The organism is Thermobacillus sp. (assembly GCF_003390775.1).
In the GTDB taxonomy this organism is placed as follows: Bacteria; Bacillota; Bacilli; order Paenibacillales; family Paenibacillaceae; genus Thermobacillus; species Thermobacillus xylanilyticus.
In genome coordinates this window covers 25079-46264 of sequence record NZ_QEWA01000048.1, presented here as the reverse complement: position 1 = coordinate 46264, position 21186 = coordinate 25079, and the positions used below count along the sequence as shown (strand labels likewise).

At 62.7% G+C, this 21186-nt stretch carries 22 protein-coding genes; 19 read left to right on the top strand and 3 right to left on the bottom strand.

What is annotated here, in order from left to right; translation table 11 throughout:
• The first annotated feature begins 83 nt into the window (after positions 1–83).
• Complete coding sequence (holA, locus tag C6W55_RS14230; protein WP_286893365.1) at positions 84–1127, top strand: DNA polymerase III subunit delta; 1044 nt, start codon at positions 84–86, stop codon at positions 1125–1127.
• A gap of 85 nt (positions 1128–1212) precedes the next feature.
• Here holA and rpsT read toward each other — a convergent pair whose 3' ends face one another.
• The gene (gene rpsT / locus C6W55_RS14225) at positions 1213–1488 is read right to left on the bottom strand and encodes a 30S ribosomal protein S20 (RefSeq protein WP_041854409.1); all 276 of its coding nucleotides are present in this window, start codon (positions 1486–1488) and stop codon (positions 1213–1215) included.
• A 205-nt stretch (positions 1489–1693) separates the two neighbouring features.
• Here rpsT and gpr point away from each other — a divergent pair, with 205 nt between their 5' ends.
• The 5 genes from gpr to hemW all read left to right on the top strand — a co-directional run bounded on the left by gpr (position 1694) and on the right by hemW (position 7809).
• Positions 1694–2698, top strand: a complete 1005-nt coding sequence (gpr, locus tag C6W55_RS14220; RefSeq protein ID WP_286893363.1) for a GPR endopeptidase — start codon at positions 1694–1696, stop codon at positions 2696–2698.
• Positions 2699–2835: 137 nt separating this feature from the next.
• Positions 2836–4110 (top strand): stage II sporulation protein P, encoded by a 1275-nt coding sequence (gene spoIIP / locus C6W55_RS14215; RefSeq protein ID WP_286893362.1) that lies wholly within the window; start codon positions 2836–2838, stop codon positions 4108–4110.
• Between the two features lie 24 nt (positions 4111–4134).
• Complete coding sequence (locus C6W55_RS14210) at positions 4135–4584, top strand: hypothetical protein (RefSeq protein ID WP_015255262.1); 450 nt, start codon at positions 4135–4137, stop codon at positions 4582–4584.
• 89 nt (positions 4585–4673) lie between these two features.
• Positions 4674–6488, top strand: coding sequence for a translation elongation factor 4 (gene lepA, locus C6W55_RS14205; RefSeq protein ID WP_286893360.1), 1815 nt, complete (start codon positions 4674–4676; stop codon positions 6486–6488).
• Positions 6489–6645: 157 nt separating this feature from the next.
• A complete protein-coding gene (hemW, locus tag C6W55_RS14200; RefSeq protein ID WP_286893357.1) occupies positions 6646–7809 on the top strand; it encodes a radical SAM family heme chaperone HemW in 1164 nt (387 codons plus the stop codon).
• 625 nt (positions 7810–8434) lie between these two features.
• Here the strand turns inward: hemW and C6W55_RS14195 are convergent.
• Positions 8435–8794: a helix-turn-helix domain-containing protein gene (locus C6W55_RS14195; RefSeq protein ID WP_015255259.1), complete on the bottom strand. Its 360-nt coding sequence runs from the start codon at positions 8792–8794 to the stop codon at positions 8435–8437.
• A 173-nt stretch (positions 8795–8967) separates the two neighbouring features.
• Between C6W55_RS14195 and C6W55_RS14190 the strand changes: the two genes are divergently transcribed.
• The 13 genes from C6W55_RS14190 to deoC all read left to right on the top strand — a co-directional run bounded on the left by C6W55_RS14190 (position 8968) and on the right by deoC (position 20196).
• Positions 8968–9438: an N-acetyltransferase gene (locus C6W55_RS14190; RefSeq protein WP_286893353.1), complete on the top strand. Its 471-nt coding sequence runs from the start codon at positions 8968–8970 to the stop codon at positions 9436–9438.
• 114 nt (positions 9439–9552) lie between these two features.
• Positions 9553–10578 (top strand): heat-inducible transcriptional repressor HrcA, encoded by a 1026-nt coding sequence (gene hrcA / locus C6W55_RS14185; RefSeq protein WP_286893352.1) that lies wholly within the window; start codon positions 9553–9555, stop codon positions 10576–10578.
• Between the two features lie 42 nt (positions 10579–10620).
• On the top strand, positions 10621–11283 hold the full coding sequence (gene grpE, locus C6W55_RS14180; protein ID WP_286893349.1) for a nucleotide exchange factor GrpE: 663 nt from the start codon (positions 10621–10623) through the stop codon (positions 11281–11283).
• Positions 11284–11325: 42 nt separating this feature from the next.
• Entirely contained in the window at positions 11326–13161 is a 1836-nt protein-coding gene (gene dnaK, locus C6W55_RS14175; RefSeq protein WP_015255255.1) for a molecular chaperone DnaK, read from the top strand.
• Positions 13162–13272: 111 nt separating this feature from the next.
• Positions 13273–14400 (top strand): molecular chaperone DnaJ, encoded by a 1128-nt coding sequence (gene dnaJ, locus C6W55_RS14170; protein ID WP_286893347.1) that lies wholly within the window; start codon positions 13273–13275, stop codon positions 14398–14400.
• A 124-nt stretch (positions 14401–14524) separates the two neighbouring features.
• The gene (locus tag C6W55_RS14165) at positions 14525–14674 is read left to right on the top strand and encodes a hypothetical protein (protein ID WP_015255253.1); all 150 of its coding nucleotides are present in this window, start codon (positions 14525–14527) and stop codon (positions 14672–14674) included.
• Positions 14675–14688: 14 nt separating this feature from the next.
• Positions 14689–14883, top strand: a complete 195-nt coding sequence (locus C6W55_RS14160; RefSeq protein ID WP_015255252.1) for a hypothetical protein — start codon at positions 14689–14691, stop codon at positions 14881–14883.
• Between the two features lie 148 nt (positions 14884–15031).
• Entirely contained in the window at positions 15032–16015 is a 984-nt protein-coding gene (gene prmA / locus C6W55_RS14155) for a 50S ribosomal protein L11 methyltransferase (RefSeq protein ID WP_015255251.1), read from the top strand.
• A complete protein-coding gene (locus C6W55_RS14150) occupies positions 16015–16698 on the top strand; it encodes a site-2 protease family protein (protein WP_015255250.1) in 684 nt (227 codons plus the stop codon). The genes prmA and C6W55_RS14150 overlap by 1 nt, the downstream gene beginning before the upstream one ends.
• 62 nt (positions 16699–16760) lie before the next feature.
• Positions 16761–17534: an RsmE family RNA methyltransferase gene (locus C6W55_RS14145; protein WP_041854406.1), complete on the top strand. Its 774-nt coding sequence runs from the start codon at positions 16761–16763 to the stop codon at positions 17532–17534.
• Entirely contained in the window at positions 17535–18869 is a 1335-nt protein-coding gene (gene mtaB, locus C6W55_RS14140) for a tRNA (N(6)-L-threonylcarbamoyladenosine(37)-C(2))-methylthiotransferase MtaB (RefSeq protein ID WP_286893343.1), read from the top strand.
• A gap of 120 nt (positions 18870–18989) precedes the next feature.
• Positions 18990–19427, top strand: a complete 438-nt coding sequence (locus C6W55_RS14135) for an NUDIX hydrolase (protein ID WP_015255247.1) — start codon at positions 18990–18992, stop codon at positions 19425–19427.
• Positions 19420–20196 carry a deoxyribose-phosphate aldolase gene (deoC, locus tag C6W55_RS14130; RefSeq protein ID WP_286893340.1) on the top strand — a complete coding sequence of 259 codons (777 nt, stop codon included), beginning with the start codon at positions 19420–19422 and terminating at the stop codon, positions 20194–20196. Before C6W55_RS14135 ends, deoC begins: the two co-directional genes overlap by 8 nt.
• Here the strand turns inward: deoC and C6W55_RS14125 are convergent.
• The gene (locus tag C6W55_RS14125; protein ID WP_286893338.1) at positions 20099–21097 is read right to left on the bottom strand and encodes a Na/Pi cotransporter family protein; all 999 of its coding nucleotides are present in this window, start codon (positions 21095–21097) and stop codon (positions 20099–20101) included. The genes deoC and C6W55_RS14125 overlap by 98 nt on opposite strands.
• Positions 21098–21186 lie beyond the last annotated feature (89 nt).

Genomic DNA, 21186 nt, shown 5'->3' with positions numbered 1-21186 from the left:
TGTTGACATAGATCAAGGGCGGAGGGATGAAGCCGCAAGGTTTCATCCCTTCGTCACGGCGGAAGAATGGAAACGGAGGCTACATGAATCCTGGCGCAGCGGCGAAAGAGATGAATGAGGGCCGGTTCCGGCCGGTCTACGCGGTGTTCGGGCGGGATCGTTACCGGATGCAGGAGTTCGTCGCGTTCACGGCGGACAAGCTGCTCGGCGAAGACGGGCGGGAGCTCGGCCTTTTCAAATTTGACACGTCGGAGACGCCGGTGGAAGCCGCGGTTGAGGAGGCGGACGCGATGCCGTTCTTCGTCAGCCGCAAGCTGGTTGTCGTGCGCGATGAGACCGTGCTCGCCGCCGGCGGCAAAGACGGGCGGCTGCAGCATGATGTCGACCGGCTGATCGCCTACTTGCGCAAGCCGAGCGAGACGAGCGTCCTGCTGTTCGTCGTGCACAGCGACAAGCTGGATGAGCGGCGCAAAGCGGTCAAGCTGCTGAAGGAGATGGATGCGGTCATCGAATTCGCCGAGCTCGATGGCCGGGATCTGGTCCGGTGGGTCGTGCGGCGTGCCGCGTCCCAGGGGCGCGCGATCGATGAGGCGACCGCGGAAGCGCTGATCCGCCGGGCGGGCGCCAATCTGCAGACGCTGGCCGCCGAGACGGACAAGCTGTGCCTGTATGCCGGAACGGGGGGGACCATCCTGCGGGAGCATGTCGAGTCGCTTACCGCGCCCGTGCTGGAGGATGACGTCTTCGCGCTCGTCGACGCGCTGGCGGAAGGCGATACCGGACGAGCCGTTTCGCTGTACCGGCAATTGCTCGAACGGAAGGAAGAGCCGATCCGGATCGCGGCGCTGATTGCGCGCCAGTTCCGGATCATGCTGCAGGTCAAGGAGCTGTCGGCACGCTCCTGGCCGAACCAGCAGATTGCCGGTCAGCTCGGCCTGCATCCGTACGCCGTCCGGCTGGCGGCGGAGAAGGCGCGCTCCTGGCCGGAGGAGCGGCTGGCCGAGCGGCTCCGCGAGATCGCCGAGCTCGATTACCGCATGAAAACCGGGCAGATCGACAAGGAGCTCGGCCTGGAACTGTATTTGCTGCAGTCCGGCGCATGGCGGAAACAGCCCGCGCGCGCATAAGACAGCGCGACCGCCGGTCCCTTAAACAACATGACAAAGCCCGCCTGATCCGGACGGATCGGGCGGGCGTTCATTTGTCGCGGCTTCAAGCCTGCTGCGCTTGCAGCGCGTTCAGCTTTTGGGCCAGGCGGGATTTTTTGCGTGCAGCTTTGTTCTTGTGGATCAGGCCCTTCGTGACGGCCTTGTCCAGCTTCTTCGAAGCAAGGGCGACAGCGGCCTTTGCAGCTTCGAGGTCAGCGGCTGCGATTGCCGTGTCGGCTGCCTTGACGGCCGTGCGAAGCGCGGATTTCTGGGACGCGTTCAGGGCACGGCGCTTCTCGCTCGTCTTCACGCGCTTGATGGCGGATTTAATGTTCGGCACTCGGTTCACCTCCCGGACAACAAGCCATTCCTCATCTTGAGTCAACTTGAAATATTCTATCATGCAGTCCTTGAAAATGCAAGAGCGGGAACGCATCGCCGAATGCGCAAGACGCCCGGACATGATCCCTTGATTTGCGCCTGCATAAAACACCGTCCGCCGCTGAACAATAAGGCTGATCCGAACATTGGAGGAATGCGCTGCCATGCACGACATCGAATTGCGCCAATACGACATCCGCACCGACCTGGCGCTGGAAGCGAAAGAAATGGCCCAGTCGGGCAAGGACGGCCGCCTGACCGGCATCACGACGGAGACGGTCACCGAAGACGGCATCACGATCACGCGGATGAGCGTCGACAACGAAGAGGGAGCGAAGGCCATCGGCAAAATGGTCGGACGTTACGTCACCCTCGAGGTGCCGGGACTGAGAAACCGGGATACGGAACTGCAGGACCGCGTCGCCGAAGTGTTCGCGCGCGAATTTGAGGCGTTTCTCGAGCGGGTCGGCGTCAACCGGAACGCGAAGACGCTGATCGTCGGGCTCGGCAACTGGAATGTGACCGCGGACGCCCTCGGGCCGCTTGTCGTCGAGAATACGCTGGTCACCCGCCACCTGTTCGAACTGATGCCGGATCAGGTGGCGCCGGGCTACCGTCCCGTCAGCGCGGTCGCGCCCGGCGTGCTCGGCATTACCGGCATCGAGTCCAGCGATATCGTGTTCGGCATCGCCGCGCAGACGAAACCCGACCTGATCATCGCCATCGACGCGCTGGCTTCGAAGGCGGTGGAACGGGTCAACACGACGATCCAGATCGCCGATACGGGCATCCATCCCGGCTCCGGCATCGGCAACAAGCGCAAGGGTCTCACGCGCGAGATTATCGGCGTGCCGGTCATTGCGATCGGCGTCCCCACCGTCGTCTATGCGTCAACCATCGTGAACAACTGCATCGAACTGATGGCGGAGCATTTTCGCAGACAGACGGACAACGCGGCGCCCATTCTCGGCATGCTTCATGCCATCTCGGGCGAGGAGCGGCTGCAGCTCGTGAAGGAAGTGCTCCAGCCGATGGGGCATGATCTGCTCGTCACGCCGAAGGAAGTCGATTCCTTCATTGAAGATATCGCCAACATCATCGCCAGCGGTTTGAACGCCGCGCTGCACGAAGCGGTCAACATGGACAACACCGGCGCTTACACCCGCTGACAGCGCCGGTTTTCTTTTTCCCCTTCATTCTTCCATTCTATTTTTCTCCGCTTTTCTTCCGTTCTATGATCCGCGACTCTCTCATAGACTGATAGCAAGATACGGCACTTGCTGCAGCCGATGGGGAGGAGCATTCAATGAAACGGATTACGGTTCAATGGCATGCGCCGCGGACTTCCGAAGCGCTGCGCAGATTGCTGGTGCAGTGGCGCACGTTCGTTCTGCTGTCTGTCTGCACTTTCGTCGCATTCGTTGCGGCCGGCCTGGCCGGCATGGCCTTTCATTCGTCATCCGCAGCCGACTGGCCGGCGATGAACGGCGCGGCGGCTTCGCTTCCGGATGGTGTGCTGGGGGAAATGGCCGGCATGGAACTTCCGTCGTTCAAGTCTTCCGAATCCCGAACCGGTTTCGACGGCAGACGGGCGGCGTCGTTCCTTATCCGTTTCATCACGGGCATCAATCCGCATCAACCCCGCAGCCTGCTCGCCAGCGAAATGCCGGGACTGGAAACGAGCCGCGCCGTGCTGCTTCGGCGGGGAAGCGTCGGCGAGCATGTCACCGGCCCGGAAGATCATCCGCCGCTCCCGGCACCGGACGGCGATGAGCATGATGACGCTCAGAAGCCGGAGACGTCCGATCCGCCGGGCAAGCAGGCGGACGGAACGGATCCGGATGAAGCGGCCGGCGGCGGTGCCGCGCCGAACGGCGGGCAGGCGGCGCCCGAGCAGCCCGCATCGCCCGAGAAGCCCGCAGCGCCAACGGAGACGAAGCGGAAAGTCGCCCTCATCTATCACTCCCACAACCGCGAATCCTGGCTGCCGGAACTCGGAGACGGCGTGAAGAACGCCGAGTCGGACGAGATCAACATCACGCTCGTCGGCAAACGGCTCGCGCAGCGGCTGGAGGAAGCCGGCATCGGCGCGATCCACGCCGATGTCGACTACGTCACGGCGATTGAGGACTACCGTTGGGAACTATCCTATAAATATTCAAAAGAGACGGTACTCGAAGCGATGGCCGAGCACGACAGTCTGATGTATCTGTTCGATATCCACCGCGATTCGCAGCCGCGCGGCTACACGACGGCGACGATCAATGGGAAGGACTATGCGCAGGTTTACTTTATCATCGGCAAAGGAAATCCCGACTGGCGCAAGAACGAAGCGTTCGCGGCGGACATTCACCGGCTGCTGGAAGAGCGGTACCCCGGCATTTCGCGGGGCATTTGGGGCAAGGACTCCTCAAACGGCAACGGGGAATACAACCAGTCGCTGTCGCCGAACAGTCTGCTCATCGAGATCGGCGGCATCGAAAATACATTGGAGGAATGCTACCGGACAGCCGACGCGCTGGCCGAGGTGATCGCCGAATTGTACCGGAATGCGGTGGAGACGAACGCCGGAGCGGAATAAGTCCGGAGGAAGGGGGAGGCAGGGATGCGCAAGCCCTGGCAGTACACGCTGCTTGGCGCAGTGATCGCATTTTTCGTCCTGTACGGCATCGAGCTGTCATCGGACGGCATGGAAGACGTGTACGGTCCGCTTGAACAGCAGGCGGCAGACCGAGCCGGAACGGGAAGCGGCAACGGCCATGAATACGGCGATCCGTACCCGGCGGGGAAGCGCGGTACGGCGGCGGCGCAGCCGGATCCGTACGACCCGTGGTCCGGCGCATACGGCGAATCCGGGGCGGGAATCGATCCGGAAAGGGACGATGTCGGCGCGCTGCCTGACGGCAATGACGGCTACGGATATTCTTACGAGGGTGCCGCGGAGGGCGGCGGAGCCGTGAGCAGGCTTGCCGACGGCACGGCCGGCCTGCTGCAATCCGTGGCGAAGGGCGGAATCCGCCTGATCGTGTCGCTGTTCGAGTCCGTGACGAAATGACGCCGCCGACATCGCGCATTGATGCCGGGCTCCCGCTGCTGATATAATAGGAGATCGAACGGCATTCATGCTCTTGTTGGAGGAACTGCATGACGGACGCTCTATCGAAGCAGCGGAACATCCGCAATTTCTGCATTATCGCCCATATCGACCACGGAAAATCGACGCTGGCCGATCGCATTCTCGAATATACCGGCGTGCTCTCGTCGCGGGAAATGCAGGATCAGGTCCTCGACAACATGGACCTCGAACGGGAACGCGGCATCACGATCAAGCTGCAGGCCGTCCGCCTGAGCTACCGCGCCGACGACGGTCAGGAGTACATTCTGCACCTGATCGACACGCCCGGCCACGTCGACTTCACGTATGAAGTGTCGCGCAGCCTGGCCGCCTGCGAAGGCGCGCTGCTCGTCGTCGACGCCGCGCAGGGGATCGAGGCGCAGACGCTGGCGAACGTGTATCTCGCGCTCGACAACAATCTTGAAATATTGCCGGTCATCAACAAAATCGACCTGCCGAGCGCCGATCCGGAACGGGTCAAGCGGGAGATCGAGGACGTGATCGGTCTCGACGCCAGTGATGCGGTGCTCGCGTCCGCGAAGGCGGGCATCGGCATCAAAGAGATTCTGGAACAGATCGTCACGAAGGTGCCGGCGCCGCAGGGTGATCCGGACGCTCCGTTGAAGGCGCTCATATTCGACTCCCACTACGATGCGTACAAAGGCGTCATCGTCTATGTCCGGGTCGTGGACGGCAGCATCCGGGCCGGCAAGCGGATCCGTTTCATGGCGACGGGCGCCGAATTCGAAGTCATCGAAGTCGGCACGTTCAAGCCGCGGATGACGATCGTCGACGAACTGTCCGTCGGCGATGTCGGCTTCGTCGTGGCCGGCATCAAGAACGTCAAGGATACGCGGGTCGGCGACACGATCACCGACGCGAAGCGCCCGGCCGCGGAGCCGCTCCCGGGATACCGGCGAATCAATCCGATGGTGTTCTGCGGGCTTTACCCGATCGACACGCAGGATTACAACGATCTGCGCGAGGCGCTCGAGAAGCTGGAGCTGAACGACGCTTCGCTGCGCTATGAACCGGAGACATCGTCCGCACTCGGCTTCGGTTTCCGCTGCGGTTTTCTCGGGCTGCTGCACATGGAGATCATCCAGGAGCGGATCGAGCGGGAGTTCAACATTCCGCTCATCACGACGGCGCCGAGCGTCGTCTACCGGGTGAAGCTGACGAACGGCCAGACGCTCGAGATCGACAACCCGTCGAACTATCCGGAATCGGGCAAAATCGACTATGTCGAGGAGCCGTACGTCAAGGCGTCGATCATCGTGCCGAACGACTACGTCGGGGCGATCATGGAGCTGTGCCAAAGCCGGCGCGGCGAGTTCGTCAACATGGAGTACCTCGACACGTCCCGCGTGACGCTGACCTACGAGCTCCCGCTGTCCGAAATCGTCTACGACTTCTTCGACCAGCTCAAGTCGAGCACGCGCGGCTACGCTTCGTTCGACTACGAGCTGTCCGGATACAAGAAGTCGAACCTGGTCAAGATGGACATTCTGCTCAACAACGAAGTGGTGGACGCGCTGTCGGTCATCGTGCACCGCGATCGCGCGTACCAGCGCGGGAAGGCCGTCTGCGAAAAGCTGAAGGATCTCATTCCGCGGCAAATGTTCGAAGTGCCGATCCAGGCGTCGATCGGTTCGCGGGTCATCGCCCGGGAGACGGTCAAGGCGATGCGGAAAAACGTCCTCGCGAAATGTTACGGCGGGGACATCACCCGGAAACGGAAACTGCTGGAGAAGCAGAAGGAAGGCAAAAAGCGAATGAAACAGGTCGGAAGCGTGGAAGTGCCGCAGGAAGCGTTCATGGCGGTGCTGCGCATCGACAAATAAAGGCCGCCGCAGCCGCCGGGGGAATCCCGGTGGCTCGCCTGTTCGTAAGGCGGGTTGCCTGTTCGGCCATGAGTTCCGATGTCTGCCTGTCCGCATCGAGGAGGAAGCCCCCGTCCCGGCGGATCCTTTTTCCCCGTCTGAAGGAGTTGAAAGACAAATGCTGATGCATCCTCCGAGGGCGCTTTATATCCATATCCCGTTCTGCAAGCACAGGTGCCACTATTGCGATTTCAATACGTATGTGCTTGCGGGACAGCCGGTCGACGCGTATCTGGACGCGCTTGAGCGCGAGATGGAGCTCACGGTTCTTGCCTTGCCGCCGGAGCGGATCGACACTGTGTTCGTCGGCGGCGGCACGCCGACGGTGCTGACGCCGGAACAGATGGCGCGTTTCCTGGGCGCCGTGCGGCGGTGGTTTCCCGTCGCGCCGGATGCGGAGTTCACCGTCGAGGCGAACCCGGGAACGACGGAGCCGGAGCTGCTTGCCGCGATGCGGGAAGGCGGCGTGAATCGGATCAGCTTCGGGGTGCAGGCGTTCGACGACGCGCTGCTTCAGCGGATCGGCCGCATCCACGACACGAACGATGTCTACCGCAGCATAGAGCTGGCGCGGGAAGCCGGGTTCAACAATCTTTCGATCGACCTGATGTTCGGCCTGCCGGGCCAGACGATGGAACTGCTGGCGGACAGCGTGCGGCGGGCGGTCGAGCTCGATCTGCCGCATTACTCGCTGTACGGACTCAAGATCGAGGAAAACACGCTGTTCCATGTGCTCTACGAGCGCAACGAACTGCCCCTTCCCGCCGAAGAAGAGGAGCTTCAGATGTACCTGTTCATCATGGAGCGGCTGGAAGCGGCGGGCCGGCGGCAGTACGAGATCAGCAACTTCGCGCTGCCGGGCTTTGAAAGCCGGCATAATATGACCTATTGGCGCAACGAGCCGTATTACGGCATCGGCGCCGGCGCCCACGGCTATGCGCGCGGCGTCCGTCACGTCAACCTCAAGGGCGTGACGCCGTACATCGAGGCTGCAAGCGGGCGGCTGCCCCGGCTGTCCGAGGAGACGGTGACCGAGAGCGAGGCGATGGAAGACTTCATGATGGTCGGGCTTCGCATGCGGGACGGCGTCCTCGACGCCGAATTTGCGGCTCAGTTCGGCGGCCGCTCGATTGACGACGTGTTCGGCGGCGTCATCGGTCCGCTGCGGGAGGCCGGCCTCATCGAGCGCCGTCCCGACGGCGCCGGATGGCGGCTCACCGAGCGCGGCATCCCGCTCGGCAACGAAGTGTTCGGCGCGTTCGTCGGCGTGCTGGAGGATTAACGTCACGGGATGCCGTTAATCGGTCCGATCGCCGGGAGTGGACCGACAATAACGGCACGGAATGCCGTTAATCGGCGGCATCGGATGGAACGGGCAAGCTCGCCGTTGAGTTAACGGCAAAATGTGCCGTTAGACGGCCCGACCGTCGGGCGTGGACAGGCAATAACGGCACAAGATGCCGGTATTGTGTGGCGTCTGACGAGCTCGGCGGTCTCGCGCAGTCGCAAGGTGCCAGAGGCCGTCTGCTTGCTCGTCCCCGTATGCGTGCAGGCCATTTCGGCTTGCAGAGGTGGTCGCGGAAATCCTTAAGGAAACTGAGAAACGCTATTTTGTCGAAAATGGCCTCAATCGAAGTTCTAACGAAACTGAGCGATCTTATTTACCTCTTAAAGGCGATTCTTGCCCCGCATCGGCGCGAATAACGTGTCTCAGTTTCGTAAGATCCACGGATACCCGGGATTTGTCACAAATAGCGATTGTCAGTTTCGTTACGGAACGATGCCCGGTCGCGGCCGGATCGGTTGCGTCAGGTCGTCGCACGCAGCGCCAGTACGAAATTTGCCTGACAGCCGGTCCGCATCCTGCCCCCGCCGCCGGCACGCAGTCAGCGCTTGCCGCATCCTGGTTACCGCGTGCCCGCCGCCAACCCGCCTTCCAGCAGAATGCGGCGGACCGAAGAGACGCTTAAATGGATGTTTTCGTGTTCGGCCAACAGCTCGGCAAAGTGGGTGGCATTGCTTCCGAAGTAGCGCTCCTGATACAAGAGCATAACGCGTTGTTTGAGCGAATCGGTCAAGGTGTGAGCCGGCTTACGGCCCCGATTCCCATGTGCGATCGCTTGTGCACCTCCGTGACGATATTTGGCCTTGAGCCGATACGCTTGCCGAATACTGATGCCAAGAATGCGCGCAACATCCTGTTCCGCGAGACGGCCATCGATCCATTTTTCAAGAACCATAGCGCGTTTCAGTTCGTTCTTCGTCAAGGTGATCTGCTCCTTGCTCATACTGACATTTTCTCGGATCAGTTACATCCTGACAATATCACAGAACAACAACACGTCCGCAAAATAAGGATTGCAATGAATTTCATCTTGTTGTATATTTATTCATATTCGTTTCGGGCCAGCCCCGGCCCGGATGCAGGAGGAACGCGGAGATGACGGTAAAAGAAGCGGTGTGCAGATGGGCGACGGCGGACGATGTGGAAGATCTGCACCGCTTGATCGAAAGCTATGCGGTTCAGGGGATCATGCTGCCGCGTTCGCGGGAAGCGCTCGCCCGCCATATCGACTCCTTCGTCGTGGCGGAGATCGACGGCGACATCGTCGGCTGCGGTTCGCTGTTCCAGCTCGGGCCCGAACTGGTCGAGATCCGTTCGCTCGGCATGAAGGAAGGATACAAGGGCTACGGCATCGGCACGAAGCTGGTGGACCTGCTCGTGGAGGAGGCCCGCGCGCGGGGCATTCCAAGGGTGATGGCGCTCACGTACGCGGTTGATTTTTTCCGCAAGAACGGCTTCGAAGTGGTCGACAAAGAGATCTTCCCGGAGAAAGTGTGGACCGATTGCGTGAGTTGTCCGAAGCGGCATGCGTGCGATGAAATCGCGGTTCTCAAAGTACTGAACTGACTTGACAATCGTTGAGCCGGTTTGGTATTTTTGTATTGTTGGTTAGCACTCTCCGCCGTTGAGTGCTAACGCGGTCGAAAGGTTCTCATCATCCGGTCGGGAGGGGTTCGGGAGATGTTGACCGAGAGACAGCGTCTGATTTTGAATGCCATCGTTGACGATTACATTCGGTCCGCCGAACCGGTCGGATCGCGCAGCATTTCGAAGAAGAGCGGCGTCGGCTACAGTCCCGCGACAATCCGGAATGAGATGGCAGATTTGGAGGAGCTCGGCTTCCTGGAACAACCGCACACATCAGCCGGTCGAATTCCGTCGGCGAAAGGTTACCGCTACTATGTCGATCACCTCGTCCGCATCGGCGAAGTGGATGAGGAAGATTTGCGGCGCGTTCGTTCGTTTTTCGCCCGGAAGATGACCCGGATGGAGCAGATCATCCAGCATGCCGCGATGATTCTGGCAAGTCTGACGAACTATACGAGCATCGTGCTCGGCCCCGAGGTGTTCAGCAATTCGCTGAAGGCCTTCCAGCTCGTACCGCTGAACGACCAGTCGGCCGTCGCCATCATTGTGACGAACACCGGTCATGTCGAAAACCGGACGATCTCCATTCCGTCCGGATTTGACATAAACGAACTCGAGAAGGTCGTGGCGATTCTGAATGCGAAACTCGTCGGCGTGCCGCTTCACCGGCTGCAGACGAAGCTGTACACCGAAGTAAGCGAAGAACTGAATCGCTACGTCAGCCATTGCGAAGAGATCATCGACACGCTGGCGCAGGCGCTGGAGCAGCGGACCGAGCATCGCGCCTTCACGAGCGGCACTTCGAACATGCTGGCGCAGCCGGAGTTCAGGGACGTGAACAAGGTGAAGTCGATCCTGGAATGGCTGGACGAAACGCCGGCTTTGGTACGTTCGTTCAGCCCGAAGCAGGAAGGCATCCAGGTCCGGATCGGTCAGGAAAACGCGGACGAAGCCCTGCAGAACTGCAGCCTCATTACGGCCACCTATGTCGTGGACGGCACAACGGTCGGGACGATCGGCCTGCTCGGGCCGATGCGCATGGATTACGGCAAGGCGATTACGCTGATGGACATCCTGTCCAAGGATTTGGCCGCCGTACTTGCAAAATGGTACAATTAAGCATAATGCATTGACCACGGTATCAGGAGGTGGACTGCTGCAATGACGGAAGCAAGGAACGCAGCAGCAGAAGAACGGTTGGAACAGGAGGCCGCAGCCGATGGCGGCGAAGCGGCAAACGCGGACAATGAACGCGACAGGCCGGCTGCGGAAGCGCCGGCCGATACGCTGAATGCGGAAGCTGGCGCGGCGGACGCGTCCGCCGGCGGTGAAGGCGTGTCCGGCGAGGGAGCGGAGCCCGCAGCGGATCCGAAGGATGCGCGCATCGCGGAGCTCGAGAGCCAGCTCGAGGAATATCGGCAGCGGCTGCTTCGCGCCCAGGCCGATTTCGACAACTACCGCCGCCGCACCCAGCGCGAGAAGGAAGAGATGGCGAAATACGCCTCCATGGAGCTCATCACCCGGCTCCTGCCCGTGCTGGACAACTTTGAGCGCGCCATCGGCGCGTCGAAAGGTTCGGGAGATTTCGAGTCGCTGGCGAAGGGCGTGGACATGATTCACCGCCAGTTTCTCCAGCTGCTTGAACAGGAGGGGCTGAAGCCGATGGAGACGGTCGGACAGCCGTTCAATCCCGAATTCCACGAGGCGGTCATGCGCGTCGAATCCGACGAGCATGAAGAAGGAACCATATTGGAAGAGCTTCAGCGCGGTTATATATTGAAGGATCGCGTGATCCGTCCGGCCATGGTCAAGGTCAGCGGCTGAAGCGTGTTGTGAATCTGGCAATCCATTAAGGAGGAACGATCGATGAGCAAAGTGATCGGCATCGACCTCGGCACGACGAACTCCTGCGTCGCCGTCATGGAAGGGGGCGAAGCGGTCGTCATTCCGAACTCGGAGGGCAACCGCACGACGCCGTCCGTCGTCGGGTTCAAGAAGGACGGCGAGCGGATCGTCGGCGAAACGGCGAAACGCCAGGCCATCACGAACCCGGACCGCACGATCATTTCGATCAAGCGGCATATGGGCACCAACCATAAAGTGAATATCGACGGCAAGGAATACACGCCGCAAGAGATTTCGGCGTTCATTCTCATGAAGCTGAAAGCCGACGCGGAAGCGTATCTCGGCCAGCCGGTGACAAAGGCGGTCATCACGGTGCCGGCTTACTTCAACGACTCGCAGCGCCAGGCGACGAAAGACGCCGGCAAGATTGCGGGTCTCGAAGTGCTGCGGATCGTCAACGAGCCGACGGCGGCCGCGCTCGCTTACGGCCTCGACAAGGAAGAAGATCAGACGATCCTCGTCTTCGACCTCGGCGGCGGCACGTTCGACGTGTCGATCCTCGAGCTCGGCGACGGCTTCTTCGAAGTCAAGGCGACGAGCGGCGACAACCACCTCGGCGGCGATGACTTCGACCAGGCGATCATGGACTGGCTCGCTTCCGAGTTCAAGAAGGAACACGGCGTCGACCTGATGAAGGACCGGGCGGCCGTGCAGCGCCTCAAAGACGCGGCGGAGAGAGCGAAGAAGGAACTGTCCAGCGTCCTGACGACGACGATCTCGCTGCCGTTCATCACGATGGTTGACGGCGTGCCGCAACACCTTGAAATGAATCTGACCCGGGCGAAGTTCGAAGAACTGACGGCCCACCTCGTCGAGCGGACGCTCGGCCCGACCCGCCAGGCGCTCAGCGACGCGGGTCTGACGCCGGCCGACATCGACAAGGTCGTGCTCGTCGGCGGTTCGACGCGCATTCCGGCGGTTCAGGAAGCGATCAAGAAGCTGATCGGCAAGGAGCCGCACAAGGGCGTCAACCCGGACGAAGTCGTCGCCCTCGGCGCCGCCGTCCAGGCGGGCGTCCTGACGGGCGAAGTGAAGGACGTCGTGCTGCTTGACGTCACGCCGCTGTCGCTCGGCATCGAGACGGCGGGCGGCGTCTTCACGAAGATGATCGAGCGGAACACGACGATTCCGACGAGCAAGTCGCAGATCTTCTCGACTTACTCGGACAACCAGACGAGCGTCGAGATCCACGTGCTGCAGGGCGAGCGCGCGATGGCGGCGGACAACAAGACGCTCGGCCGCTTCATCCTGAGCGACATTCCGCCGGCGCCGCGCGGCGTGCCGCAGATCGAAGTCACCTTCGACATCGACGCGAACGGCATCGTCAATGTGTCTGCGGTTGACAAGGGCACGGGCAGATCGCAGAAGATCACGATCACGTCTTCGAGCGGTCTGACGCCGGAAGAGATCGAACGGATGCAGAAGGAAGCGGAGCAGTACGCGGAAGAAGACCGCAAGCGCCGCGAGCTCGTCGAGGCGAAGAACAGCGCCGACCAGTTGGTCTATACGGTCGAGAAGACGCTCAAGGACCTCGGCGACAAAGTCGACGCTTCCGAGATCCAGAAGGCGAACGACGCGAAGGAAAAAGTCAAGCAAGCGATGGAGTCGAACGACATCAACGCGATCAAGTCGGCAACCGAAGAGCTGTCGAACGTCGTGCAGCAGCTCTCCGTGAAGCTGTATCAGCAAGCCGGAGCGCAGCAGGACGCGTCCGGCGCCGCCGGCGCGGAAGGTGCCGCGAAAGGCAAGGACAACGTCGTGGATGCCGACTACGAAGTCGTCGACGACAAGAAATAAGCCGCAACCTGAATCGGCTGCAGGCGGAGGGTCAAAGTCGGTCCAATCGGCTTTGACCCTCGGTTATGCAGGGGTGCGGGCGGCATAACCCAATTTGGAGGGGGTGGCTGAGTGGCGGAGAAGCGGGACTACTATGAAGTGCTGGGCGTCGACCGGAACGCGTCCGCGGAAGAGATCAAGAAGGCTTACCGCAGCCTGGCCCGCAAGCTCCATCCGGACGTCAACAAGGCGCCGGATGCCGAGGAGCGGTTCAAGGAAGTCAAGGAAGCGTACGACGTGCTCAGCGACGAGCAGAAGCGCGCGCAATACGACCGCTACGGGCACATCGACCCGAACCAGGGATTCGGCGGCGGTTTCAGCGGCGCCGATTTCGGCGGATTCGGCGACATCTTCGACATGTTCTTCGGCGGCGGCAGCCGCCGCGATCCGAACGCGCCGCAGCGGGGCAGCGACCTGCAATATACGATGACCATCGAATTCAAAGAAGCCGTATTCGGCGTTGAGAAAGATATTACCATTCCGCGGACGGAAACGTGCGATACCTGCCGCGGCAGCGGCGCCCGGCCGGGAACGAAGCCGGAGACGTGCTCGGTGTGCCGGGGCACCGGACAGCAGGAGATCGTCCAGAATACGCCGTTCGGGCGCATCGTGAACCGTCGGCTCTGCCCGCAGTGCGGCGGCAACGGCCGGGTCGTGCGCGACAAATGCGCGACCTGCCGCGGCACGGGCAAGGTGAAGCGGCAGCGCACCATCCATGTGCGCATTCCGGCGGGCGTCGACGAAGGCGCGCAAATCCGGCTGTCCGGCGAAGGCGAAGCCGGTTCGCGCGGCGGTCCGCCCGGCGACCTGTACATCGTCATCCACGTGAAGCCGCATGAATTCTTCGAGCGGGAAGGCGATGACATCTATTGCGAAGTGCCGCTGACGTTCACGCAGGCGGCGCTCGGAGACGAGATCGAAGTGCCGACGCTGACGGAGAAAGTGAAGCTGCGCATTCCCGCGGGGACGCAGACGGGTACCTATTTCCGCCTGAAAGGCAAAGGGGTGCCGCGGCTGCGCGGCATGGGCCAGGGCGACCAGCACGTCAAGGTGACCGTCGTGACACCGACGAATCTGACCGAAGAGCAGAAGGAATTGCTGCGTCAGTTCGCCGGCCTGTCGCAGGAAAGCGCCTATGTGCCCAATGGCCAATCCGAAACGCTGTTCGAACGGATGAAGCGGGCGTTCCGCGGCGAGTGAAGCAGCAGCGACCGATGTAGCCTGCAGACCGGCGTATGCCGCGCGCAGGCTTCACCCGCATATTCGGGGTGAAGCCGCCGCACACTATCGGTGCGGGAGCATGTTGCGCGAAGGAGGAAGTCCTATGCCGGCAGACAGCAGCAGGCGGAACGGCCAAAGGAAATTGCCGACCGCGGGCAGGGAAGATGTCCGGGTCGATCCGAAGACGGCGGACGCCGACGATCGCGAAGCGGCGGCCAGGGCGCGGGCGGCGGACAGCCGTCAGCGCGGCTGACGGGGTGAGCGGACATGGCGGAACTGAACGCGTCGTTCACCGACGCCGCGCGCGCCCGCGAAGCGCAGCGCAAGCTGGAAGCGCTGCGGGCCGCCGCCGTCCGGCCGGATGACGGCGGAATGTCGCTGACGGCGACGGTCGACGACGCGATCGTCGAGCAGGCGACCCGGCTGATCGAGACCCATGGCGGAACGGCGGAATGGCATTGACAGACAATCAGACAAGCGCCCCGGATTCGCTGTCCGAACCGGGGCGTTCGTCTTGTTCGGGGAACCTTTTTTGTGCATGCGGCTCCGGTATTGTACAATGGATGAAGCGGCCGTGTGCGGCCGCCGGAAGCAGGGGGAGGGTGTTCGGTTGAAATGGCACGAACTGACCATCCGGACGCGAACGGAAGCGGTCGAGATGGTGACGAATTTTCTGCATGAACTCGAGGCGGACGGCGTATCGGTCGAGGAGTCCTGGGCGGATCGGAAGCCCGAAGTGACGCCGCTCGGCGAATGGTACGACCGGCCGCTCAATGCGATACCGGCCGGCTGGGTCGAGATCAAGGGCTGGTTCGTCGAAGACGCTGACATGGAAGCCGTCAAGCGGACGCTTCATGCGAGGATCGGTGAACTGCGAGACTACGGCATCGACCCCGGCGAATACGCGCTCGAGGAAGCGCTTGTCGACGAAGAGGATTGGGCGGATGCCTGGAAGAAGTATTTCAAGCCGCTGCGCGTATCGGAACGGCTGACGATCCGGCCGACCTGGGAGCCTTACGAGCCCGGCCCCGGCGAGCTCGTGATCGATCTCGATCCCGGCATGGCGTTCGGGACGGGCACCCACGCGACGACGGCGCTTTGTCTGCGCGCGCTCGATCGCATCATACAGGGCGGCGAGGATGTCATCGACGTCGGCACCGGTTCCGGCATTCTCGCGATCGGGGCCGTAAAGCTGGGCGCGCGGAACGTGCTCGCGCTCGATCTCGATCCGGTCGCCGTGTCAAGCGCGAAGGCGAATGCGGAGCTGAACGGACTGTCGGACCGAATCGACGTCCGCGAGAGTGACTTGCTCGGCGTGCTCAGGGGCTGCGAGACGTCCAACGGCAAGCCGTTCAATGTGCAGCTGCCGGTTGATCTGGTCGTCGCGAACATCCTCGCGGAGATCATCCTCCGGTTTATTGACGACGTTTACGCGGCGCTGAAGCCGGGCGGGCTGTACATCGCATCCGGCATCTACATCAACAAGGAACAGGATGTGCGGCGCGGCCTCGAAGAAGCGGGATTCGAGATCGTCCGCCGGGACGAGCAGGACGATTGGATCGCGTTGACGGCGAGAAAGCCGGAGGGTCGCTGATGGATTTTCTCCAACGATTCCTCTGGTATCCGCTCGAACATTTGCCGTTCATCGTGATCGTCCTGGCGCTGGCGTTCACGGTACATGAATTCGCGCATGCCTGGAGCGCGTACAAGTTCGGCGATTCGACCGCCCGCGACCAGGGCCGGGTGACGCTGAATCCGATGGCCCACCTCGATCCGATCGGAACGCTGCTCATTCTGATCGCCGGTTTCGGCTGGGCGAAGCCGGTGCCCGTCATCCGGTCGCGGTTCCGGTATCCGCGCCTGATGGGCATCGTCGTGTCCGCCGTCGGTCCGCTCAGCAATCTGCTGCTCGCGGTTATCGGAGTCGCGCTGTACGCGTTGTTCGCCTACACCGGCTGGCTCTCCGGCGCATCGATCGGCGTGACAGAGGCGGTCCGCGTATTCCTCAATTATCTGATCAGCTTGAACGTTCTGCTCTTTATCTTTAATCTGATTCCGCTGCCGCCGCTTGACGGCTACCGGATCATCGAGGATCTCTCGCCGCCCCGGGCGCGGGAGAAGCTGGACCGGTACGCGCAATGGGGCGTGATCATTTTTCTCCTGATTGTGTTCATTCCGCCTCTCCGGGCGGTGACGCTGACGCCGCTGTTCGGTCTCTCGAAGCCGATCATCACCGGGCTGTTCTCGCTGTTCGGCCTGTCGGTCCAGGTGCATTGACGCACGGATTTCCTGTGGCGGCTGCCTTGCAAAACGTGTATGATGAAGGTTGGTAGATGGACATGCAGCGATACATCGTGCCGCCGGCCGCCTTCCGCGGCCGGACGGTTATCGTGGAGGGCGATGATGCGTTCCATATCGCGCGGGTGATGCGGATGCGCCCGGGCGATCGGGTCGTCGTCTGCGACGGCGCCGGGCGCGAAGCGACCGCCGTGCTGACCGAGGTTACGCCCGTCCGGGCGGAAGCCGAGGCGGAAGAACTGCGGCCGTCATCGGGAGAACCGGCATGGACGGTCGTCGTCGCCCAGAGCCTGCCGAAAGGCGACAAGATGGAGCTCATCATCCAGAAGGGGACGGAGATTGGCGCCGCCGCATTCGTGCCGTTCCGCTCGGAGCGGGCGGTTGTCCAGTACGACGGGAAGCAGGAAGCCAAGCGTCTCGAACGCTGGCGCAAAATCGCGAAGGAAGCGGCCGAACAGGCGCACCGCGGCAGGCTGCCGGAAGTGGCCGGCGTCGCTTCCTGGCGGGAACTGCTCCAGTCGTTCGCCGAATATGACGATGTCTATTTCTGCTACGAGAGGCAGGGCGGAGAGCCGGCCGCGGGCCTCAGGACGCGCGTGCGCGAGACGATGAGCCGCGCCGGGGACCGACCGCTCAAACTGCTCATCGTCGTCGGACCGGAAGGCGGCTTCACCGCACGGGAAGCGGCCGAAGCCGAAGCGGCGGGCGCCAGGCCGGCGGGGCTCGGCGCGCGCATTCTGCGAACGGAGACGGCGGCGCTGGCGGCGCTCGCCTGCCTCATGTACGAATCCGGAGAGATGGGAGGGAACGAATAGATGCCGACGGTCGCGTTCTATACGCTGGGCTGCAAAGTGAACTTCTACGACACGGAAGCGATCTGGCAGCTGTTCAAGAATGCGGGCTACGAACAGGTCGATTTCGACGGCGAACCGGCCGACGTCTATTTGATCAATACCTGCACGGTGACGAACACCGGCGACAAGAAGAGCCGCCAGATCATCCGGCGGGCGATCCGGCGCAACCCGGATGCGGTCATCGCGGTGACGGGCTGCTACGCCCAGACGTCGCCGGCCGAAGTGGCGGCCATTCCCGGCGTCGACCTTGTCATCGGCAACCAGGACCGGTCGAAACTGCTCGACTACATCGCCGAGATCCAGCGGACGCGCAAACCGGTGAACGCCGTGCGCAACATCATGAAGACGCGCGAGTTCGAGGATCTGGAGGTGCCGGCCTTTACCGACCGGACGCGGGCGTTCCTGAAAATCCAGGAAGGCTGCAACAACTTCTGCACGTTCTGCATCATCCCGTGGGCGCGCGGGCTGTCGCGCAGCCGCGATCCGAAGAGCGTCATTGCGCAGGCTCGCAAGCTGGCGGCGGCGGGCTACAAGGAAATCGTGCTGACCGGCATCCATACGGGCGGCTACGGCGACGATCTCGAGAACTACGATCTCGCCGACCTGCTCGTCGATCTCGACAAGGTCGAGGGACTTGAGCGGATCCGCATCAGTTCGATCGAGGCCAGCCAGATCAGCGAGAAGATGATCGACGTGCTCAACCGCTCGCGCAAAATGTGCCGCCATCTCCACATTCCGCTGCAGGCGGGCGACGACACGGTGCTGAAGCGGATGCGGCGCAAATATACGACCGAAGAGTACGCGCGCAAGATCGAGGAACTGCACAAGGCGATGCCGGGCGTCGCGATCACGACGGACGTCATCGCCGGCTTCCCGGGCGAGACGGACGAGATGTTCGAGAACGGCTACCGGTTCATGGAGCAGATGCGGTTCGCCGAAATGCACGTGTTCCCGTACTCGAAACGGACGGGCACGCCGGCGGCGCGGATGGAAGACCAGGTGGACGAGGAGACGAAGCACGAGCGGGTTCACCGGCTGATCGAACTGTCCGAGCGGATGCAGCTCGCCTATGCGCAGCCGTTCGTCGGCCGCGTGCTCGAGGTCATTCCCGAACGGGAGACGAAGGGCGAATCCGGCGAAAGCTGGCTCACCGGCTACAGCGACAACTATCTGCAGATTACGTTCCGCGGCGACCCGTCGCTGATCCGGTCCGTGGTGCCCGTTCGCTTGACGGAAGCGGGCGTCAATGAATGCCGCGGGGAACGGGTTCAGGCTGACGCAACGGCAGCCGTCTGACGACGGTACGGCGCCGGGGCGAAAGCGAATGAACGGGGATTGCCCGTGTCCGCCAGCGGCGGCCGGGGAATCCCCGCCGCATGTTCAAGGCCATCAACGAATGGACGGAGGAAGCTTGGGATGAACGAAATCTCTGCAGGCGGCGTCGTCTATCGGCGCGTGGACGGACGGATCGAGATCCAGCTCATCCGCGACCGCTTCGGCAAGATTACGCTGCCGAAGGGGAAGATGGAGCCGGGCGAGACAGCCGAGCAGACCGCGCTGCGCGAGATCGAGGAAGAGACGGGCATCCGCGGCCGGATCGAAGCGCCGATCGACCGGATCTCCTACCGTTATGTGAACCAGGAGAACGAAACGGTGGACAAGGAGGTCCATTATTACCTGGTGGAAGCGGTCGGCGGCCGGCTCAAGGCGCAGGAGGAAGAGATCAGCGGCGTCAGCTGGCATTCGCCCGAAGAGGCGTGGCGGCTGCAGCGGGATTTGGGCTACGACAACAACGACCGGGTGCTGTCCGGCGCGTTCCGTCTGCTCGGAATCGGGGTGGACGGCGTTGGTTAAGTATTGGAAACCGGGAGATACACTTGAAAAATTTATCGACCACACGCTGCTCAAGCCGGATGCGACCGAAGCGGACATTGCGCGGTTGTGCGAAGAAGCGCTCACCTACGGCTTTCACAGCGTCTGCGTGAACGGCGTCTGGGTCGATTACTGCCGGGAGCGGCTGGCGGGCTCGCCCGTCAACATCAGCGCCGTCGTCGGCTTTCCGCTCGGCGCGAACGATCCGCGGGTGAAGGCGCATGAAGCGGCGGCGGCCGTCGAAGACGGCGCATCCGAGATCGACATGGTGCTGTCGGTCGGCCATGTGCTGCAGGGCCGGTTCGGCTTCGTTGCGGGCGACATCGCGGGCGTCGTGCGGGCGGTGGAAGGACAGGCGATCGTAAAAGTGATCCTCGAGACCGGTCTGCTGGACGATACGCAGATTGCGGAAGCGTGCCGCGTCGCCGAGGCGGCGGGCGCCCATTACGTCAAGACGTCGACGGGCTTCGGTCCCGGCGGTGCCACGGAAGCCCATGTCCGGCTCATGCGGGCGAGCGTCTCGCCGACGATCGGCGTCAAGGCGTCGGGCGGCATCCGCGACGGCCGGACGGCCCGGCGGATGCTGGCGGCCGGCGCGAACCGGCTCGGGACGAGCGCCGGCGTCGCGATCCTGTCCGGCCGGCCGGCGGATGCTACGCCGCCAGCCGGTCATCGGTCCGGGGACGAGCCGGACGGTGCCAGATCGGCAGATAGCAGAGCGGAAGGGCAAGAAGCGAACAGACAATATTGAAAATCGTCTGCGCATGCGCGATCCGGGCGGCGGGCGATGCGGAAATCCAGCCGGACGCGAGCGCGAGGACGTCGACGATCGGCGCGAACAGCAGGCAGCCGCCGACGTTGAGCGCGAGATGCGACCATGCCACGAAACGTCCGCCCGGCGATCCGCCGGTCGCGGCCAGCAGGGCGGTGAAGCAGGTGCCGACGTTCGCGCCGAGAACGGCGGCGATTCCGATCTCCACCGGCATCGCGCCGAACGCGGCGAGTCCCATCATCATGCCGATGACCGCCGCGCTGCTGTGGACGGCGGCGGTAAGCGCCGCGCCGGCCGCGATGCCCCACAGCACGCTCTCGTCCGCCCGGTCGAGAAATAAGGCGAACATCCGCGTCTGCTCGACCGCCGGCGCAATGGACTGCATGACCGTCATGCCGAGCAGGAGCAGGCCGAATCCGAACAGGGCGAGCGAGCCGAAGCGCAGCGAGACGAACCAGCCCGGTTCGGGCGCCGCCGGGTCATGCCACGGGCTCGCTTCCCGCAGCAGGACGGAGGCGACCCAGCCGAGCAGGGAGATCGCCATGAGCGGGATCGCCCACTGATTCAGGTTCAGACCGATCAGTTCGGTCGTCAGGCAGGTGCCGATATTCGTACCGAGCACGATGCCGAGCGTCCGCGGGAACGTCATCAGTCCCGCGTTGACGAAGCCGATCGTCATGACCGTAACCGCCGTGCTGCTCTGCAGCGCCGCGGTTACGGCCGTGCCGGTCAGCAGGCCGTGCAGCGGGGTCGCGGTCGCCTTCTCGAGCAAGGCCGTCAGTTTTCCGCCGCCCCAGCGGTGGAGCGCCAGCTCCATCAATTTCATGCCGGCCATGAAGACGGCAAAGCCGAGCAGCATCGGCAGCGCGATATCGGTCATGCGGACGGCCTCCTTTCCGCGCGTGCTGGTCATCTCAATGTATGCCGGAATCCGGACGGGCATGACAGGCCGTCGCGCCGGCGGCCGAC

Excerpts from the sequence above, each read along its gene's own strand:
- dnaK (WP_015255255.1), top strand. The coding sequence starts at position 11,326 with ATGAGCAAAGTGATCGGCATCGACCTCGGCACGACGAACTCCTGCGTC.
- C6W55_RS14160 (WP_015255252.1), top strand. The coding sequence starts at position 14,689 with ATGGCGGAACTGAACGCGTCGTTCACCGACGCCGCGCGCGCCCGCGAA.
- C6W55_RS14145 (WP_041854406.1), top strand. The coding sequence starts at position 16,761 with ATGCAGCGATACATCGTGCCGCCGGCCGCCTTCCGCGGCCGGACGGTT.
- lepA (WP_286893360.1), top strand. The coding sequence starts at position 4,674 with ATGACGGACGCTCTATCGAAGCAGCGGAACATCCGCAATTTCTGCATT.
- C6W55_RS14165 (WP_015255253.1), top strand. The coding sequence starts at position 14,525 with ATGCCGGCAGACAGCAGCAGGCGGAACGGCCAAAGGAAATTGCCGACC.
- C6W55_RS14210 (WP_015255262.1), top strand. The coding sequence starts at position 4,135 with ATGCGCAAGCCCTGGCAGTACACGCTGCTTGGCGCAGTGATCGCATTT.
- mtaB (WP_286893343.1), top strand. The coding sequence starts at position 17,535 with ATGCCGACGGTCGCGTTCTATACGCTGGGCTGCAAAGTGAACTTCTAC.
- C6W55_RS14150 (WP_015255250.1), top strand. The coding sequence starts at position 16,015 with ATGGATTTTCTCCAACGATTCCTCTGGTATCCGCTCGAACATTTGCCG.
- C6W55_RS14190 (WP_286893353.1), top strand. The coding sequence starts at position 8,968 with ATGACGGTAAAAGAAGCGGTGTGCAGATGGGCGACGGCGGACGATGTG.
- C6W55_RS14125 (WP_286893338.1), bottom strand. The coding sequence starts at position 21,097 with ATGACCGATATCGCGCTGCCGATGCTGCTCGGCTTTGCCGTCTTCATG.
- hrcA (WP_286893352.1), top strand. The coding sequence starts at position 9,553 with ATGTTGACCGAGAGACAGCGTCTGATTTTGAATGCCATCGTTGACGAT.
- holA (WP_286893365.1), top strand. The coding sequence starts at position 84 with ATGAATCCTGGCGCAGCGGCGAAAGAGATGAATGAGGGCCGGTTCCGG.
- spoIIP (WP_286893362.1), top strand. The coding sequence starts at position 2,836 with ATGAAACGGATTACGGTTCAATGGCATGCGCCGCGGACTTCCGAAGCG.
- hemW (WP_286893357.1), top strand. The coding sequence starts at position 6,646 with ATGCTGATGCATCCTCCGAGGGCGCTTTATATCCATATCCCGTTCTGC.
- gpr (WP_286893363.1), top strand. The coding sequence starts at position 1,694 with ATGCACGACATCGAATTGCGCCAATACGACATCCGCACCGACCTGGCG.
- grpE (WP_286893349.1), top strand. The coding sequence starts at position 10,621 with ATGACGGAAGCAAGGAACGCAGCAGCAGAAGAACGGTTGGAACAGGAG.
- C6W55_RS14135 (WP_015255247.1), top strand. The coding sequence starts at position 18,990 with ATGAACGAAATCTCTGCAGGCGGCGTCGTCTATCGGCGCGTGGACGGA.